We start from the raw sequence: 19,130 nt of genomic DNA, 5'->3' as shown, positions 1-19,130 counted from the left end.
TCACTCCTAGTCAACAGTACCTATCACTATTGTCACATTATCTCGAGCCCCATGATCGTAAACTAAGGTCATTAAGTCCTCAATAAGACGTTCATCTTTTGCTTCCTTACGGAAGGCTTCTTCAATTATACTTTGCTCGATGTAACCAGTGAGGCCATCAGAACACAACAAAATTCTATCCCCTGGAGCTAACTTATATTCACCGCCATCTATATCGACGACTGCCCCTACGCCAACCGCACGAGTTAATACATTGCGTTGCGGATGTTGTAACATATCGTCAGCAGCTAATTCACCAGCATCATACAAAACTTGTACCATCGAATGGTCAATACTTATTTGTGTAAGTTCTCCCTCATGAAAAACATAAAGCCGACTATCGCCTACATTAGCCCAATATAAAGTAGTCCCCACTACATAGGCTACAACAGCCGTTGTTCCCATTCCTTCTAATTCTGGTGTAGCTTGTACTCGATCAAAAACAGCTATATTCGCTTTAGCCACTGCTTGACGTAACGTGTCTACAGAAATAGTGTCTGCTGCCTGTAATTCTGCCGATATAGTATCGACTACCATGGTACTTGCGATTTCACCACCTTTATAGCCACCCATTCCATCAGTGACTATACAAAAGGAATCGCCAATATAAAATCGGTCTTCATTGCGCTGACGCACTAAACCAATTTTACTCATGCCTATACTTTTCATAGGTCCTCCTTCACACATGTTTCAATCATTCAGACTGTTTCTGAGCGTGTTGCACTTTTAATTGTCCACAGGCAGCTTGAATAGCATCGCCCATTTCTTTACGCACAGTTACAGCTACACCATAAGAAGCTACAATATTTTTAAAAGCTTCCATTTGGCGTCGTGACGGTTTAAACAGTTGAATATGTTCATTCCCATTAACAGGAATTAAATTAACATTACAATTTGGAAAATCTTTTACCAATTCACCTAATTCATGTGCATTTTCAATAGATGAATTAATACCATCAATTAATATATATTCAAATGTAACTCGACGATCAGTTTTTTCATAATAAGTTTTTACTGATGCCAATACATCTTCTAAATTATAGTGAGCACCAATTGGCATAATTTCACGTCGAATAGTATCATTTGGGGCATGTAAACTAAGTGCTAAGGTAATAGGAATACCTTCATCAGCTAGCAAATAGATATTCTCTACAACACCACAAGTAGATAAGGTCATACGACGATAGCCAATATCAAAGGCTTCTTTTTCATGAAGCAGACGAAGTGCATTAATAGTGTTGGTATAATTTTGTAGTGGTTCGCCGGCTCCCATGACTACGATGGAGTGAATCCGCTCTTTTAGTAAAGCACCAAAAAGTAGTACTTGTGCCACAATTTCATGAGTTTCTAAATTCCGGTATAAGCCACCTGTGGTAGAAGCGCAAAACACACAACCCATAGCACAGCCTACTTGTGAAGATACACAAACTGAATTACCATAATGCTGTTTCATTAACACTGTTTCCACTTGATTACCATCTGAAAGTTTTAACAGTAATTTTTTGGTTAGACCATCGGGCGCAGTCTTTTCAGTCACCACTTCTGGAATAGAAATTACGCACTCCTTTACTAACCAGTCACGCATATTGCTTGGTAATTGTTGCATCGCTTCGAAATCAAAAACATAACGTTTATATATGTAATCCATAATTTGCTTGGCACGAAACTTTGGAAATCCTGCTTCCACAATTATGGTTTGTAATTCTGTGAGGTTCTTACCTAATAATTCTATCATAATTATATCCTTAAGTAATCAATTTTGTAAGTATTAACCCTGTTTACGTAGGCGTGCTATAAAAAAGCCATCCATTTCATCTCGTTGCGGCCATAACGTAATCATTGGACCTGTTACAGGAAATGGTAAAAACGGAGCACTATCTTCTAAGACAAATTCACTATGAGTAGCTAAAAATTTATTAACTACCTCTTCGTTTTCGGCTTCATTAATAGTACAAGTTGAATATACAAGTACACCGCCGTTCTTTACTGTTTTAGCAGCTTGTTCTAAAATATCAAACTGTAAAAGCGGTAATGATTGTAAAGACTCGGCTGTTTTATGCCAACGCATATCTAGCTTCCGCTGTAAAATACCTAGACCTGAGCAAGGCGCATCTACTAATACTTTATCAAATGTTTCTTGCCACTCAGAAGGTAGCTTTGTGGCGTCTTGCAATTTAAACTCAGCGTTAGTAACACCTAATCGTTTCGCATTTGTAGCCATGAGCCCTAATTTATGCTCATGAATATCATCAGCTATAATACGACCCTCATTATTCATGCGAGCTGCCATATGCATTGTTTTCCCCCCTGGAGCGGCACAGCAATCAAGAATATGCTCACCCGGCTTAGGATCCACTACATAGGCTACGGCCATAGAAGCTTCATCAGAAAAGGTTAAAATACCATCTTTTACTAATGAAGAGTTTTCTAAAGACCCATGATGGCGCGTAATATGTACTGCTTCTGGCAGTTTACCCGTTGGCTCTACTTCCCAGCCAGCCTCTTCTATCGCCTTCAGTGCTTCAGGAATGGAAAGCTTTAAAGTATTGATGCGGGCGGTCAGTTTAGGTCGTTCGTTAAACCAAGCACATAGACCAAGGGTTTTTTCTTCACCATAAATAGTTAGCCAATGTTCTAATAGCCAAAGAGGCTGGTTATAAATAAATGCTAAACGCTCCACTTCACTTGTAGCTAATTCATCAATGCTAAAGCTATCACGATTACGAATAAAATTGCGCAATACACCATTTACAAAACCATCAAGGCCTCTAGCCATTTTTTTAGCCAGCTTAACACTTTCATTGACAGCAGCACTATCAGGTACTTTATCCATATAAATAAGCTGATAAAGCCCTAATCGTAAAATTTCAACTACAATCGAAGATAATTTGCGTAAAGGTCTTTTGGCTAAGCCTTCAATAATAGCATCTAAATAGTTTTTTCGACGAACTACACCATACACAAGTTCTGTAAAAAAACGGCGATCCACATCTCCTAAGTGTTGTTCGGCCAATATTTGTTGCAACACAATATTGGCATACGCTCCGTCACGATTAATCGTTAATAAAGCTTGTACGGCTAAGCGGCGAATATTTACTTGTCCTTGCGAGGTTTGCCTCGATGTTTGCATGTTAGCCATTAATTAACTTCTCCACTACATCTTTAATTCGGTCTGTATCTACCCGTGTATTACAACAAGGTCCGCAAGGACGCTCATTAAGTACACCTATAACAGGAATTGGAAATACATCATTCATACCACTCACTAAATCTCGTTCACAAGCAATGGCCACAATGGCTTTAGGTCTAATATTTTTAATCATAAGCCTTGCCAAAGTGCCGCCAGTAACTACTACAAATTTACACCCATATGTATCTGCAATATCAAGTAAAGTTCCTACCTGACAGCGTCCACAGCGTTTACAATTATGAACATCCGTTGTTACTTTATGCACACAATCACTTTGTTGTAAACAATGAGGCGTTAATAGTAGCACTCGATCAGCTGGTACTTTATACAAATTTAACTCAACTAAATGGTTAATTAAATCAATTAGTGCTTGACTAGCCTTATCTTTAGTGATACCTACAATTTTACCGATTAATAAAACAAACGGAAAAAATGCATAGAGCCAACGATTACTAATACGAAGCCAAATGGGATGAATTCGTAAATGACTCGTTGCTGCTAAGGCCATACTTCCCCACATAATCCAACAGAGTAAAGGAAATAGAGCTAAAAGAATTTCTGCTGTAATCGCTATAGGTTCACCCCAGCGATGTAGCCCAGGCCATAATAAATAGCCTAAAACTGCCCATAATAAAGTGAGAATAACAAATACAGCAAAGGTTAATTTAAAATACAAAGGATATTGTCCTAAGCTTTCTTGTTGATTACGCATTCAGTGTTAATCCTGCCTTTACTTGATGTCCACGACAAAAGTCGCCAGCGTTCATGCGTTTCTTATTATCTGGCTGTACTTCTACTATTTCTAATACACCACTGCCAGTAGTTACAAAGAAACTTTTCTCTGTTACAGCTACAATTGTACCTGGCATAGTTGTAGCTACATTAGGTAATAAATTGGATAGTAAGGTGGTATCTTTAACTACATGTGCTTGCCATACTTTAATACGTTTACCATCGTCAAAAAAAGTGAAACAGCCTGGCGCTGGACTAAGACCTCTAATTTGATTAGCCAATTCCTCAGCGCTGCAATTCCAATCTAAGGCTCCCATGTCTTTGGTTATCTTATTAGCATAAGTAGCCAATGTATTGTCCTGCTTAACCGGTTGTAGAGTGCCAGCTATAGCTTTTGCTAACACTTCGTTAATGACTTCGCCCCCCATAGGTGCTATACGGTCAAATAATTCACCCGTTGTTTCATCTGGTTTTATCCCTAACGGAATGATTTCAAGCATATCACCTGTATCTAGGCCATCATTCATTTGCATAATTGTCACGCCTGTTTCCGTATCGCCATTTAAAATAGCCCAATGGATCGGTGCGGCACCACGATATTTTGGTAATAAGGATGCATGTACATTAATGCATCCATATTTAGGTAAACGAATAAGCCATGGCGGTAAAATTTTACCATAAGCGACTACTACTACCACATCAGGTGCTAGCGAACGCAATAAGGTTTCAGACTCTTCATCACGTAACGTAACTGGTTGATATACAGGTGCATCAGCTGCTAAAGCACACTCTTTAACTGGTGGCATTTGCACTTTTTTGCCACGTCCTTTTTGTTTATCTGGCTGGCAAAAAACGCCGACTACTTTATGCGGGCCATCAATTAAAGCCTGTAAAGTAGGTACAGCAAAATCAGGGGTTCCCATAAAAATAACCCGTAATGACTCCATGTATACCTCCTATGCTTGTGCTGATTCTTTTACAATATCTGCTTCCGCTTCTGCCATAGCCACTGCATTTTCATCTTTTAATTTATAAGCAGCTTCTACTTTTTCTATGAATAAAATACCATTTAAATGATCAATTTCATGTTGAATAATTCGAGCTAAAAAGCCTTCCGCTTTTAATTTTTTCTTTTTATTATGACGATCAATATAGTGAACTTCGATATCTTGATAACGTTTAACATCACCAAAATACCCTGGTACACTTAAACAACCTTCCACACCGATTTGCTCACCATCGGCTTTAACAATTTCTGGGTTAATAAATTCTTGTAAGCCAGTACCGTCGTCCACTACAATGATTCGTTGTGAAACATTAACTTGCGGTGCTGCTAAACCACAACCATCAGCAACACGCATAGTTTCCGCCATATCATCTAATAATTGACGTAATTTTTTATTCACAAAGTCAACTGGCTCTGCCACTTTTTTTAATACGGGATGTCCCGCTTTTACAATATCTAAAACTGCCATACTTCCTCCTATTAAACAGGATCTACATCAATATGTAATCCTTCTTGTGTAAAAATCCATGAATTGTATATAAAGTCTTTTATGGACTCTAAATTATTGCCTCGCACCATAATAGCCACACGATATAAATCACGTACTTTCTTGATACCTTCTTCATAAGGCCCCATAATATCAAGCTCACCTGGCACTGCAAAAGGCTCCAACGCAGTAACAATCTTTTCTGCAATGGCCATCGCTTTAGATGACTCTTTATGCTGGATTCGAAAATGCATCATCGCGCCTAGCGGTGGATACCCGAGCATTTCACGGGCCTGTATTTCTTCATTATAAAAGCCAATATAATCATGAGCCTTACTCTTTATTATAGCATAATGTAGCGGATTATAGGTTTGAATTACTACTTGCCCTTTCCCCGTACTTCGTCCAGCACGGCCTGCTACCTGTGTTAATAAGTCAAAGGTTCGCTCTGAAGCACTATATAAAGGAATATTTAATACCGAGTCCGCTGTCAATACGCCAACGGCAGTAACACCTTTAAAATCATGACCTTTCGCCACCATTTGAGTACCTAGTAAAATATCGTATGCCCCAGCACCAAAATCAGCCAGAATTTGTTCACCATTGCCCTTTTTAGCGGTGACATCTTGATCTAAACGGGCAATACGAGCCTTTGGAAAATTACGCTGTAATTCTTCTTCTACTTTTTGTGTGCCAGAACCAAAGAATTTAATCTTCTGGCTACCACAATGAGGACATACTTTTGGTACAGGCTCATGATATTCACAATAATGACATCGTAACGCATCACCACTTTGGTGATATACCATAGCAACATCACAATGAGGACACTTAATCGGTTCACCACATTCACGACACATAACAAAGGTACTATACCCACGACGATTCAATAAAACAATCATCTGTTCTTTATTCGCTAGCGTTTGACGAATTAAATGACTCATGGCTCCTGAAAATACAGAATAATTGCCATACATCATTTCTTCTTTCATATCAATAATCTGTACTTTAGGTAATGGCTGGTGAAAAATTCGATGCTTTAATTCTAAAAGCTTATACATTCCCTCTTTAGCCAAATAATACGACTCAATAGATGGCGTAGCCGAACCTAAAATTAAAGGGCAATGATTGGCCTTAGAACGCCACTGAGCCACTTCACGAGCATGATAACGGACCATATCTTCTTGTTTATATGATGTATCATGCTCCTCATCTACTATAATAAGCCCAATATCTTCAGTAGGCGCAAACACAGCTGACCGAGCACCAATTATAATGTGACTATCTTTACGTCGTAATCGTTCCCAATTATTATACCGCTCACTAATCGTTAACTTACTATGGAATACCACTACTTCATCACCAAATGCCTCTACAAACCGAGTAACAATTTGATTAGTTAACATAATTTCCGGTACCAGTACAATGGCAATACGATCCATAGCAATGCAATCGCTGGCTGCTTTCATATAAATTTGTGTTTTGCCACTACCAGTAACACCATGTAATAAAAAAGTATCAGCTACACAATTTGTAACCGCTGTTTTAATCGGTTCATAACATTGGCGCTGCTCATCAGTTAAGGATAACTCTTTCATTGGACAAGAATTAAACTTTGTCTTTGTTTGAGTATATCGCTCCTCTACCGTAATGCCTTCATACATCATGACTTGTTTAATAACCGGTAAGGTAAAACCGTCTTTTTGAAGGCTATGAACCGATGCAGTGCCTAACTCTTGTAAATAGAAACCTAATTCTCGCTGCTTTTTCCGTTTTAGTGGAATATGCGCTGGTTGAAACCAGGGCTGCACTACTAGCCATTGTTCTTTAGGCCGTTCATAACTTTTCAATTGTTTCTTATCAATAGTAAATAAACTTAACGCTTCCGATAAAGCGCATAAATAATATTTACTTAATTTTTCTGCTGTTGCTAGCATTTCCTGGGTAAACCACGGTTCTTTATCCAATACTGCTTGAATAGGCTTGATTTCATAAGAAGGAATCTCATCTAACTCACGATAGCCAATAAGTATACCTTCTTCTTTTGTTCGCCCTAAAGGGACAGCTACCCGTGTACCAATGGCAATTTCGCCTAATTGTGGCGGCACAGCATAGCTGAATGGACTATTCATTTTCTTTGCTGGGCGATTAATAATAACCTCCGCTACACGCATACTATCCCTCCTTTGCAGTATTTTTTATTATACCATTTTTTTCGATATTTTTAAATAAAAGACAGTCTTAGAATACAATAAAAAAATCGTCATACAAATTACGAAACGACAATATTCTTAAGAATGTCGAATGCCTATTTGTATGACGATTTTTAATTATAAGCCTGCTTCTTTACGAAGAATATCTGCTTTATCAGTATGTTCCCAAGGAAGATCAACATCAGTACGACCAAAGTGACCGTATGCTGCTGTTTGATGATAAATTGGACGAAGCAAGTCAAGCATTTCAATAATACCTGCTGGACGAAGGTCAAAATGTTTCTTAACAAGTTCCGCGATTTTTTCTTCCGCAACTTTAGCAGTGCCAAAAGTTTCCACCATAATGGATACTGGTTTTGCTACGCCAATAGCGTAAGCAATCTGAATTTCACATTTATCAGCAAGGCCAGCTGCTACAATGTTTTTAGCTACATAGCGAGCTGCATACGCTGCACTACGGTCAACTTTTGTAGGATCTTTACCAGAGAAAGCACCGCCCCCATGACGAGCCATACCACCGTAAGTATCTACAATAATTTTACGACCAGTTAAACCAGCATCCCCTTGAGGACCACCAATAACAAAACGGCCTGTTGGATTAATAAAGAATTTAGTATTTTCATCAACAAAACCTTCAGGTAATACTGGTTTAATTACTAATTCTTTTAAATCAGCTTCAATTTGTTCACGCGTTACTTCTGGACCATGTTGTGTAGAAATAACGATAGTTTCAATACGCTTAGGCACACCATCTACATATTCAACAGTTACCTGAGTTTTCCCATCGGGACGAAGATATGGTAAAGTACCATCTTTACGAACTTTAGTTAACTGACGGGATAAACGATGAGCCAACGCGATTGGCATAGGCATAAATTCTTCTGTTTCATTGGTAGCGTAACCAAACATCATACCTTGGTCACCAGCACCAATCTTATCAAATTTATCACTTCCGCCTTCACGAGTTTCAAGTGCATCATCAACACCCATAGCAATATCTACGGACTGTTCATCAATCGCTACATTAACACCACAAGTATCGCAATCAAAACCATATTTAGCACGAGTATATCCAATTTCACGAATAGTTTCACGCACTATATGATTAATATCAACATAACATTTAGTAGAAATTTCCCCTACTACATGAACCTGACCTGTTGTTACGAGCGTTTCGCAAGCAACATGAGCCGTTGGATCTTGTGCAAGAATTGCATCAAGCACAGCATCCGAAATTTGGTCAGCAATTTTATCAGGATGACCTTCTGTTACGGATTCTGATGTGAAAAAAACATGTTTTTCAGCCATTTACCCAATACCTCCATAAAAAAATTCCTCATCAGCCAAACGATGAGGAATCAAACCCCATCTTTCGGCATAGTACCGTCGGACTTAGCACCTTTTCATTATGAATGGTTGCTGTAGCTTCACAGGGCCTTTCCCTCCACTACTCTTGATGAGACAAAAGTTATTATTAAACTGATTGTGATACTTCATATCACTGATTCATTATACAATAGAATTACAATTCTGCCAAGGCTGAAATAATTCGCTTAGCTACATCAATTTTTGTCATAAGTGGCAATGGACGAACTTGACCACCTGGATAAATCAAGGTAACTTCATTAGTGTCAACATTAAAGCCTGCATTTTGCTTACTTACATCATTGGCCACTAACATATCAAGATTTTTGTTAAGTACCTTAGATTTGCCGTATTCAATAACATTTTGAGTTTCCGCAGCAAAACCAATTAACTTTTGATGAGTTTTATTCGCACCTAGCCCTTTAAGAATGTCTGGATTTTTGACTAATTTAAGTTCTAATGTATCCATCTTCTTAATTTTTGTGTCAGCCATATTCTCGACTCTAAAATCAGCTACAGCAGCGGCCATAATAACAGCATCACAATCTTCATAGCGACTATTTACAGCTTCTTCCATAGCTCTAGCAGAATCAACAGAAACTAATTCTACACCAAAAGGCACAGGCAAATTTGTTGGCGCGGAAATTAAAATTGTACGAGCACCAGCTAAGGCCGCTTGTTCAGCTATAGCATAGCCCATTTTTCCGCTTGAACGATTGCCAATATATCGCACTGGATCGATAGCTTCTTGTGTACCACCAGCTGTTACGATTACTGTCTTATTAGACAATAGATTAGTTTTCATCATGTGAAAAGATAACCACTCTACAATGCGAGCTGGTTCTGGTAAACGACCTTTCCCCGTTACACCACAAGCTAAATGACCACTATCAGCTTCTAAAATATGCATGCCTAATTCTCGTAAAGTATTCATATTTCGTTGCGTAATAGGGTTTTCATACATATTAGTATTCATAGCAGGGCATAAAAAGATAGGCGCTTTTGTTGCCATAAGCTGTGTAGTGAGCATATCATCAGCAATGCCAGATGCTAATTTACCAATTACATTAGCAGTAGCAGGTGCAACTACATAGGCATCAGCCCAAGTAGCCAATGCAATGTGCTCTACATTCCAATCATGAACATCTTCAAACATCTTTACAGCGACTGGATGTCCACTAATTTCACCAAATGTCATAGGGGATACAAATTTAGTTGCATTTTCAGTCATAACAACTTTTACTTCTGCCCCTAATTTACGAAGACGACTTACTACTTCTACTGCTTTATAAGCAGCAATACCACCAGATACACCTACGATTATGTGTTTATTTTTCATCCTCAACACCTATTATAGTTCACGTTTAGCGTACGCTTTATTTAATACCATCTTTAGTACGAGCAAAGCCAATTTTATCATCTGCAATTTCATGAAGCGCTACTGATACTGGTTTATCTGTATCAAGACCGGTAACCATAGCTTCATCGCCATCGGTTAATTCACGAGCTCGCTTCGCTGCTAATGTAACCAATGTATATTTACTATCTACATGTTTTTCTAAATCCTTTAATAAAGGTTTTACCATCATAACGCATTACTCCTTACTTCGCATATTGCTTATAAATATATTGTATTTTTTCTTTATTTCGCTTAATTTTACAAGCTTCAGCACGTAAAATGGACGCCACTTTTTCTACTGCATCTGGTAATATATCATTCACCACAATGTAGTCGTAGCGATGTGCTAAGGCTAATTCAGAGCTTGCTTTGGAAAGGCGCTTATCAATAACCTCAGCAGCATCTGTACCACGATCCCGTAGACGGTTTGATAATATATCTAATGATGGCGGTACAATATAAATAAACACGGCTTCACTAAAGCGCTCTTTTACCTGCATAGCCCCTTGAATATCAATCTCTAAAATGACGCTCTTGCCTTCGCTTAATAAATCCATTACATGCTGCTTAGGCGTGCCATAATAATTATCATATACTTGAGCATATTCTAAGAAGGCATCTTCTTCGATAAGCTGTTGAAACGTTTCCTTATTGCGAAAAAAATAACTAACCCCTTCTTCTTCACCAACGCGTGGTGCTCGTGTAGTCATAGATACTGAATACACAAGATTGGGCATTTGTTTACGTAGTTCGGCACAAATAGTCCCTTTACCAGCCCCTGAAGGACCAGATAACACAATCAAAATCCCTCTATCCGACATAATAGCACCTACGCTTCCGTAGACTCAGCTGGTGTAGCTTGAACAATACGATGCGCTACTGTTTCTGGTTGAATCGCTGATAACACAATCTGACCACTATCCATCACTAAGACAGCTCGTGTTTTACGACCATATGTAGCATCTACTAATACACTCTTTTCACGCGCATCTTGAATCATTCGTTTAATTGGCGCGGACTCTGGACTGATGATAGCAATTAGGCGATTTGCCGAAACCATGTTACCAAATCCAATGTTTAAAAGCTTTGTACTCATACTTAGTGACTCCTTACTCTTGCAACCTACTCTATATTTTGAATTTGCTCTCTAATTTTCTCTAACTCACATTTCAATACTACAACACGGTCTGTTATGGCTAAATCGGATCCTTTAGATCCCATTGTATTTACTTCTCGATTCATTTCTTGTAATAAGAAATCTAACTTACGCCCAATCGGTTGATTCTCTTTTAGTGTGTTTCTTAATTGTACCACATGAGAGCCAAAACGTACAATTTCTTCTGTAATATCTGTTTTATCACTCATAGTGGCTACTTCTTGCAGAAAACGATCCATGTTAACCGTTACATCGGTTTTATCTAGCACGTTTTGAATCCGCTGTAATAAGCGCTCTTCGTATTTTTTTACAGCTATATCTTTGTTAGCCGTCACTTCTTGCAATACTGACTCTAATGTATTTACTCGTTTTTCAATTTCAACTTGTAAATTATTACCTTCAAGAGCACGCATTTCACAAAGACCCTTTAACGCTAAATTTAAAGCGCTAACAGCAGCGCCTTCTAATTTAGACTCTTCAAAGGGTACATCTTCTAAAACTAACCAATCTTGTGAAATACTCATCATATCCCGTAAGGCTACTCGTTCTTTAGTTGGTGAAAAACCCTGGACAACTAAAAAATCTCGAATTTGATTAGCCAACGTTGTATTTACAGTAAAAACTTTCTCCCGATCACTTGTATTTTTAAGCGATACATTAATTTCTACTTTACCTCTTTGAAGGGTTTCTTTGATATGACGTCGTAATGTATTCTCTAAAAAATATAAGGTTGATGGCATATTGAGATAAAGATCTAAAAATCGTGAATTTACACTTTTTATTTCAATTGTAATCTGTAAACTCTCATCAACCCCAATGCCACGACCAAAACCGGTCATACTATTCATAATACCAGTTATCCTTTCTACATAATATTGTTTCACATATATGTCTTAATCTTCATATTCTATTTCATTTTATCACGTTACTTACACAGGGTAAAGGAATCTACTCCCTTCTATAGTTTATAAATGTGATATACTTATTATATTGAATATTACAAAGGAGTTAACTATGAATTTAGATGGTTTAACCTTAGCCGTTTTAACCAAAGAATTAGCCAAGCATCTTGTTACTGGCCAAATTCAGCGGCTATTGCAAATAGATAAAACAACTTTAGTACTTAAAGTAAATACAAGTAAAGGTAATCAAGATTTAGTAATCACGGCTGGTAATATGCCTGCCTGTTATTTAAGTCATGGCATAACAGATTTGCCAAAAGAACCGACTGCTTTATGCATGTTCTTGCGCAAACATTTAGAAGGCGCTCGTATCACTGCGATTGAACAGCTTAATGGCGATCGTATATTACGTGTTAGTGCTGATAAATTAGCCCTTGATGGCTCACTTATTTCTAATCGAATTTACATTGAATTAATGGGCAAATATTCAAATTGTATCTTTGTGCAAGATGGACTTATTTTGGAAGCCTTAATCCATGTAACGCCATTAATGAATCGGGAACGTTCCATTGCCCCTAAACTACCTTATGAATTGCCCCCTAATAGTGAACGTGGTAGTTTATTCGAGTTTAAAGATAACGAAATATTAGAGTTATTGCACAATTTTGGTCAAGGTACAGTAGCTGAAACTGTACGTCGCATTTTTAATGGCTTTGGTCCAGCCTTATTAAAAGAAGTTTGTTATAAAGCTAATCTTAGTGAAAAAACAGAGTTAACCACTTTAACTAGTGAAGCCATTAATGAATTAGGCCAGGCTTTAATTGCACTAAAAAACGATCTGTCTATAGCAACCCAATTATTAGAATATGAAAATGAAAAGCATAAGAAGTTTTATAGCCCTATTCCCCTCACTTACTTAGTGGCGCTAGGTGGCCAATTAAAAACTACCTATGATTCTATATCAGAACCTTTAGAATTAGCCGTTGTCAAACAAGGAGGTATTAACACAACCACTCACGAGTTAGAGCGAACTTTGCAACAGGCCATAAAAAAAGAAGAGTTACGCCATTCAAAGATTCAAGCGGAATTAGATGCTAGTGATAAAGCCGAAGAATATAAATCATATGGTGATTTATTAATGATTAATGCCTATTTAGATACTCAATATAAGCCCACAATTACTTTGGATAATATTTTAGTAGAACCTGTAGAGCCCATTACGATTCCCTTACAACCAGAATTAACAATTGTTGAAAATGCACAGCATTATTATAAACAATATACAAAATTAAAAAATCGTATGCAAAGTGGCTTATATCAATTAAATCAAAGTGCACAGCGCATAGATTACCTTCAATCTGTCTTATATAGCTTATCCATTGCCGATAGTAAAGAGTTAGTACAAGAAATTTATAACGAATGCGAACAAGCAGGTTTACTAAAAAAATCTAAGAAGCCTGTTAGCTACAAAGCACCTAAACATAATTTTATGCGCTTTCCTATCAATGGCGGTGAAATATTTATAGGTCGTAATAATCAACAAAATGAATATTTAACCCATCGTTTTGCCAAGCCTACCGATATTTGGTTCCACACCTTACAAGTTCAAGGCAGTCATGTTATTTTACGGCCTATTGAAGGAACTATGGCAACTGATGAAATGCTTACCTTAGCAGCTCAATATGCAGCTTATTTTAGTAAAGCTCGTGAGTCTTCAAAAGTGGCCGTTGATTATGCGCCTATAAAATTTATTAAAAAGCCCCCTGCTTCGCCACTGGGTTTTGTTATCTATACAAATCAAAAAACAGCGGTCATTGATCCAAAAGAACCACAGCTCAACGAAGGGACAAATTTATACGAATAATTCTATAAGAAACCAAAAAGGCTCTCAGGAAACACCTTATATACTAAGGTTACTTCCTGAGAGCCTCTTTATTTACTTATTCTCGATTGGATTGTTTTAAGCTTTCACGATTTTGACGTAAGCTTTCTAATGTTTTTTCTAAATTATTTTCTACATAGCGCATTACATCACTAGCGTATTGAATTGAGCTATCTTTCAATTCCTGTGAGGATTGATTAGCTAACATAATAATCTGGTTTGCTTGTGTTTGCGCTTGCTTTACTAATTCACTTTCTTCTGTCAATTTAGCAATGTAATCTTTAGCTTGTGCAATCAAAGTATCTGCCTGACGTTGTGCATCAGCCAAAATTTTGTCTTTTTCGTTCATAATGCGACGAGACTCTTCAAGCTCTAATGGCAAGGACTCATTAATAGCGTCTAGTACGCGCATAATTTCTTCTTCTTCAATAACACGTTTGGTGGTCATAGGAATGCGACCACTGGTTTCGATTAAATTTTCCAAATCTTCTAAAAGTTTTTCTGTTTTCATTCTCGCCACTCCTATTAGTACTATTTACTACGATTTGCAAACTTTGCTTTCAAAGCCTCTTTTACTGTTTCAGGAACTAAACCGTCCAAAGAGCCATTAAATTTCGCTAACTCACGAATTCCTGTTGAACTAACAAAAGAGTACTTATTATTTGTCATAATAAACACAGTTTCAATATCATCATCTAAATATTTTGAAAATAAAGCTCGCTGAAACTCATATTCAAAATCACTGAGCGCTCGCAAGCCCCGAATAATCATATAACTATTCTTTGACTTGGCATAATCAATTAATAATCCCGATGCACAATCAACCTCAACATTTGGTATATGGGCTACAGAGGCTTTAATTAATTCCACACGCTCTTGTTGCGTGAATAAACTATGTTTATTAGGATTATCTAAAACCGCTACAATCAATGTATCTACAAGCTTACTCGCTCGTTCGAAAATATCGACATGCCCATTTGTGACAGGGTCAAAACTCCCTGGACAAATGCCAATACGCACTATACTAGCTCCTTTCAAGCTCATAGGGTACACAATACGTAACCTTTGTATAACCAAATTGCTGCTCTTTCAGTATATGCCAGCCTTCTGGTAACACAAGTGGTTCCTTTTCATGATGCTCCACAATAAGCATTCCATTTTCTTTTAGTAATTGTTGATTCACTACTACAGCTAACGTAGCACCTACAAAACCTTGCTCATAGGGTGGATCTGAGAAGATATAGTCAAATTGCCGACCTGCTAATTGTTTACCTGCTACTTCAATAGTAACTGGTAAAATTTCCACGTCTTGTTCAAAATGGCAATGAACTACATTTTCTTTAATAATACGCGCTGTCCGTTTATCAACGCAAACGGCTAGTGAGGCACCACGACTTACTGCTTCTAATCCAAAAGCACCTGTGCCAGAGAATAAATCAAGGACTGTCGTATCGACTAAACCATAATTACTTAACACATTAAAAATACTTTCACGAACCCGATCTTGGGTCGGACGTGTATTCATCCCTTTAGGTGCTTTTAAACTATGGCCTTTGGCACGACCTGCAATAATTCTCATACTTCCCTCTTTATGCCTACACTTGTCTCTTAATTATAGTATATTATATAACAAAATAAAAGTACATGTACGGTGAAAAATTAATTATAGGAACATTTCATCTTTTAAATTTCGTCCCATTAAATCCATTAAGGCCTCTTGTGGTGCTTTTTGATGATATAACACCTCATATAAAACACTTGTAATTGGCAAATCTAATTGCTTCGCTTGGGCTACTTCATACACCGTTTTTACTGCAAAAAAACCTTCTACAACCATATTGGAATGATTCATAATGTAATCCATAGTTTCGCCATTAGCTAATTTTTGGCCGGCAGCGCGATTGCGACTATGTTGACTCATACAAGTAGCAATTAAATCACCCATCCCTGCTAAGCCCGCATAAGTTTCGCGCCTTGCCCCTAAAGCAACACCAAATTTTGTCATTTCGTGAAGCCCTCGTGTAAGTAAGGCCGATTTACAATTGTCACCCAATGCCATACCATCAGCAATCCCAGCAGCTAGCGCAATAATGTTTTTAGTGGTACCTGCTAATTCTACACCGGTCATATCTTCGTTAACATACACTCTAAAATTATGGGTGCTAAGAGCTTTTTGCACAAACTCCGCAGTCTCTTTACTAGTACCAGCCACCACGGTGGTAGCTGGCAAATCACGGCCAATTTCTTCTGCATGATTAGGCCCCGATAAAATAGCTAGTCGATCTGTAATACTACTTAGTACCTCTTTAGCTACTTCTGATAATCGTTTACCAGTTTCTCGTTCAATGCCTTTTGAACAAATAACCACAGTAGTAGACTTGTTCACAAAAGAGTGTAATTGTTCTAATGTGTGCCGTACATAAATAGAAGGCGTTACAATCAGTAAAATATCACTATCTTTTGCAATCGTTGCTAAATCAGAACTTATCTGCAAAGAGTCAGGTAACATAACACCTTTCAAATAGGTCACGTTTTCACGAGTCGCTCGCAGTGCTTGAACTTGTTCTTCACGACGACAATAGAGCCAGGCTTCATTGCCTGCTTGAGCAGCTTTACACGCTAATGCTGTCCCCCAACTCCCAGAACCTATAATACCAATTTTCATTAGGAATCATCACGCTCCGTTCGTTCTACTTTTAGTTCTTGACCACGCAAGAGCCGTAAAATATTTTCACGATGTCGTAAAATTACAAATAAAGCGGCTACGCCACCAAAAATGATATACCAAAATGGTTCGCCAAAAACAATCATAAGTATAGGCACCAAGGCAGCCCCTACAATAGATCCTAGTGAAACATACTTAGTAAAGTAGACAATCACGGCCCAGGTAGCAAAACAAATAGCAGAAATAAGAGGCACTAAAAAAATAAGTACTCCTAATCCCGTAGCTACACCACGGCCTCCTTTAAAGCCCAAAAATACAGACCAATTATGACCAACCATTGCTAAAATACCACCTAAGAGCATTAAGTTTGGCTCTGGTGAAAAAATCGCTACCCCTGCCATACCTTTAGCCGCGTCACAAAGGAATACCGGTAAGGCTGCTTTCATGCCTAATACGCGATACGTATTAGTGGCACCAATATTCTTACTTCCATACTGACGCACATCAGTATTAAAAAATAACTTACCAATAATTAACCCACTAGGAATAGAGCCTAATAGATAGGCAACTAAAGCCAATAAAACCGTATACATTGTAAACATTAGTCGTCATCATTTCCCTTCTTGCCACGTAAAATTAAACGAATTGGCGTACCTTCAAAACCAAAGGATTCACGAAGACGATTTTCTAAGAATCGCATATAAGAGAAATGAATTAATTCTGGTTCATTAACAAATAATATAAATGTTGGCGGTTTTACGGAAGCTTGCGTCATATAATAAATCTTAGGCAAGCGTCCACTGCGAGATGGCACAGGATTTACATTTTGCGCATCAGATAACACTTGGTTGAGCACACTTGTAGAAATGCGCATATGCTGCTGTTCTGATACAAATTTAATCAAATCAGATAAGCGATGAATTCGTTGTTTAGTCAAAGCTGAAGCAAATAAAATAGGTGCATAACGCAAAAAGCCCATTTCATCATAAATATCTTCAGTATAGCGAATCGTAGTTTTATCATCTTTTTCAACTAAATCCCATTTATTGACTACGATAACAATACCTTTACCAGCTTCATGAGCATAACCAGCAATTTTTTTATCTTGCTCAGTCACTCCATCTACACCATCGAGTACAAGCACTACAATGTCAGCTCGATCAACAGAGCGCAAAGAACGTACAATACTATAGCGCTCTACTGGTGCATCAATTTTTGCTTTACGACGCATACCGGCTGTATCAATCAAAATAAATTTCTGACCATCATGTGTCCAATGTGTATCAATAGAGTCTCGTGTAGTACCGGCTACATCACTTACAATAACACGATCTTGCCCTAATAAGGCATTTGTTAAAGAAGATTTACCCACATTTGGTCGGCCAATCAAAGCAACGTGAATGGTATCTTCTTCTGATACTGCTGTGGCACCATCAGGAAAATGCTTAACTACATCATCTAGCAAATCCCCAAGATTCATTAAGTTTTTTGCAGAAATGCCAATAGGATCACCAATGCCTAAATTATAAAACTCATAAATATTTGCTTCTTGTGTTACACTATCAATCTTATTAACTACTAGAATAACAGGCTTGCCACTGGCTCGTAAAATATTGGCTACTTCTTCGTCTGCTGGTACTACCCCTTGTTTACCATCTACAACAAATAGAATAACATCAGCTTCTTCAATAGCCAATTGTGCCTGTAAACGCATCATTTTAGGAATTTCATGACTATCAGCGGTAATAAACTCTATTCCCCCTGTATCAATCATAGTAAATTCTCTATTTAGCCATTCTGCGTCAAAATAAATTCTATCCCGTGTTACACCGGGAATATCCTCTACAATGGAAATACGTTTATTTACTATGGCGTTAAACAACGTAGATTTTCCCACATTAGGACGCCCTACTACTGCTACTAATGGTTTTGCCATATTGTCACCTCAATCAAACATAAAATATCACTTTACATTGTAACATATTCAACGTAATCCATAAAGAACTTAGCCTTCACTATAAGCGTAAAAAACAAACTAATTGCTTTACTTCATCATAAAATAGACAAAAGGAGCTGTAAAGTGGAAATTCCACC

At 37.7% G+C, this 19,130-nt stretch carries 20 protein-coding genes and 1 riboswitch; of the genes, 1 reads left to right on the top strand and 19 read right to left on the bottom strand.

Annotated features, from left to right (window positions below):
- Positions 1 to 6: 6 nt before the first annotated feature.
- From NFR27_RS02275 to NFR27_RS02215, 13 genes are all read right to left on the bottom strand, one after another.
- Entirely contained in the window at positions 7 to 708 is a 702-nt protein-coding gene (locus tag NFR27_RS02275) for a Stp1/IreP family PP2C-type Ser/Thr phosphatase (RefSeq protein ID WP_251440501.1), read from the bottom strand.
- A gap of 25 nt (positions 709 to 733) precedes the next feature.
- Complete coding sequence (gene rlmN / locus NFR27_RS02270; RefSeq protein ID WP_251453913.1) at positions 734 to 1,774, bottom strand: dual-specificity RNA methyltransferase RlmN; 1,041 nt, start codon at positions 1,772 to 1,774, stop codon at positions 734 to 736.
- 33 nt (positions 1,775 to 1,807) lie between these two features.
- Positions 1,808 to 3,178, bottom strand: coding sequence for a 16S rRNA (cytosine(967)-C(5))-methyltransferase RsmB (gene rsmB, locus NFR27_RS02265; RefSeq protein ID WP_251440505.1), 1,371 nt, complete (start codon positions 3,176 to 3,178; stop codon positions 1,808 to 1,810).
- On the bottom strand, positions 3,171 to 3,941 hold the full coding sequence (locus tag NFR27_RS02260) for a DUF116 domain-containing protein (RefSeq protein WP_251440507.1): 771 nt from the start codon (positions 3,939 to 3,941) through the stop codon (positions 3,171 to 3,173). Before NFR27_RS02260 ends, rsmB begins: the two co-directional genes overlap by 8 nt.
- Positions 3,934 to 4,908 (bottom strand): methionyl-tRNA formyltransferase, encoded by a 975-nt coding sequence (gene fmt / locus NFR27_RS02255; RefSeq protein WP_251440509.1) that lies wholly within the window; start codon positions 4,906 to 4,908, stop codon positions 3,934 to 3,936. Before fmt ends, NFR27_RS02260 begins: the two co-directional genes overlap by 8 nt.
- A gap of 9 nt (positions 4,909 to 4,917) precedes the next feature.
- Positions 4,918 to 5,436 carry a peptide deformylase gene (gene def, locus NFR27_RS02250; protein WP_251440511.1) on the bottom strand — a complete coding sequence of 173 codons (519 nt, stop codon included), beginning with the start codon at positions 5,434 to 5,436 and terminating at the stop codon, positions 4,918 to 4,920.
- A gap of 11 nt (positions 5,437 to 5,447) precedes the next feature.
- Positions 5,448 to 7,628, bottom strand: a complete 2,181-nt coding sequence (gene priA, locus NFR27_RS02245) for a replication restart helicase PriA (protein WP_251440513.1) — start codon at positions 7,626 to 7,628, stop codon at positions 5,448 to 5,450.
- Between the two features lie 156 nt (positions 7,629 to 7,784).
- A complete protein-coding gene (gene metK / locus NFR27_RS02240) occupies positions 7,785 to 8,975 on the bottom strand; it encodes a methionine adenosyltransferase (RefSeq protein ID WP_251440515.1) in 1,191 nt (396 codons plus the stop codon).
- Between the two features lie 54 nt (positions 8,976 to 9,029).
- A riboswitch (SAM riboswitch) is annotated at positions 9,030 to 9,130 on the bottom strand.
- 59 nt (positions 9,131 to 9,189) lie between these two features.
- The gene (coaBC, locus tag NFR27_RS02235; protein WP_251440518.1) at positions 9,190 to 10,371 is read right to left on the bottom strand and encodes a bifunctional phosphopantothenoylcysteine decarboxylase/phosphopantothenate--cysteine ligase CoaBC; all 1,182 of its coding nucleotides are present in this window, start codon (positions 10,369 to 10,371) and stop codon (positions 9,190 to 9,192) included.
- A 37-nt stretch (positions 10,372 to 10,408) separates the two neighbouring features.
- Positions 10,409 to 10,621, bottom strand: a complete 213-nt coding sequence (gene rpoZ, locus NFR27_RS02230) for a DNA-directed RNA polymerase subunit omega (RefSeq protein WP_251440522.1) — start codon at positions 10,619 to 10,621, stop codon at positions 10,409 to 10,411.
- A 13-nt stretch (positions 10,622 to 10,634) separates the two neighbouring features.
- Complete coding sequence (gene gmk, locus NFR27_RS02225; protein WP_251440524.1) at positions 10,635 to 11,252, bottom strand: guanylate kinase; 618 nt, start codon at positions 11,250 to 11,252, stop codon at positions 10,635 to 10,637.
- A gap of 8 nt (positions 11,253 to 11,260) precedes the next feature.
- A complete protein-coding gene (gene remA, locus NFR27_RS02220) occupies positions 11,261 to 11,527 on the bottom strand; it encodes an extracellular matrix/biofilm regulator RemA (RefSeq protein WP_115309612.1) in 267 nt (88 codons plus the stop codon).
- A gap of 26 nt (positions 11,528 to 11,553) precedes the next feature.
- Positions 11,554 to 12,435 carry a YicC/YloC family endoribonuclease gene (locus NFR27_RS02215; protein ID WP_251440526.1) on the bottom strand — a complete coding sequence of 294 codons (882 nt, stop codon included), beginning with the start codon at positions 12,433 to 12,435 and terminating at the stop codon, positions 11,554 to 11,556.
- 166 nt (positions 12,436 to 12,601) lie between these two features.
- Here NFR27_RS02215 and NFR27_RS02210 point away from each other — a divergent pair, with 166 nt between their 5' ends.
- A complete protein-coding gene (locus tag NFR27_RS02210) occupies positions 12,602 to 14,353 on the top strand; it encodes an Rqc2 family fibronectin-binding protein (RefSeq protein ID WP_251440528.1) in 1,752 nt (583 codons plus the stop codon).
- 76 nt (positions 14,354 to 14,429) lie between these two features.
- Here the strand turns inward: NFR27_RS02210 and NFR27_RS02205 are convergent, their stop codons facing one another.
- From NFR27_RS02205 to der, 6 genes are all read right to left on the bottom strand, one after another.
- Entirely contained in the window at positions 14,430 to 14,882 is a 453-nt protein-coding gene (locus tag NFR27_RS02205; protein ID WP_251440530.1) for an ATPase, read from the bottom strand.
- Between the two features lie 20 nt (positions 14,883 to 14,902).
- A complete protein-coding gene (coaD, locus tag NFR27_RS02200) occupies positions 14,903 to 15,391 on the bottom strand; it encodes a pantetheine-phosphate adenylyltransferase (protein WP_251440791.1) in 489 nt (162 codons plus the stop codon).
- 4 nt (positions 15,392 to 15,395) lie between these two features.
- Positions 15,396 to 15,950 carry a 16S rRNA (guanine(966)-N(2))-methyltransferase RsmD gene (gene rsmD, locus NFR27_RS02195; RefSeq protein WP_251440532.1) on the bottom strand — a complete coding sequence of 185 codons (555 nt, stop codon included), beginning with the start codon at positions 15,948 to 15,950 and terminating at the stop codon, positions 15,396 to 15,398.
- 84 nt (positions 15,951 to 16,034) lie between these two features.
- A complete protein-coding gene (locus NFR27_RS02190; protein WP_251440534.1) occupies positions 16,035 to 17,036 on the bottom strand; it encodes an NAD(P)H-dependent glycerol-3-phosphate dehydrogenase in 1,002 nt (333 codons plus the stop codon).
- Entirely contained in the window at positions 17,036 to 17,629 is a 594-nt protein-coding gene (plsY, locus tag NFR27_RS02185) for a glycerol-3-phosphate 1-O-acyltransferase PlsY (protein ID WP_371875157.1), read from the bottom strand. The genes NFR27_RS02190 and plsY overlap by 1 nt, the downstream gene beginning before the upstream one ends.
- A gap of 8 nt (positions 17,630 to 17,637) precedes the next feature.
- Positions 17,638 to 18,972 (bottom strand): ribosome biogenesis GTPase Der, encoded by a 1,335-nt coding sequence (gene der, locus NFR27_RS02180; RefSeq protein WP_251440538.1) that lies wholly within the window; start codon positions 18,970 to 18,972, stop codon positions 17,638 to 17,640.
- Positions 18,973 to 19,130: the final 158 nt, after the last annotated feature.

The sequence above is a fragment of the Veillonella intestinalis genome (assembly GCF_943192895.1).
Taxonomy (GTDB): domain Bacteria; phylum Bacillota; class Negativicutes; order Veillonellales; family Veillonellaceae; genus Veillonella_A; species Veillonella_A intestinalis.
This window is presented reverse-complemented; position numbering and strand designations above follow the sequence as displayed.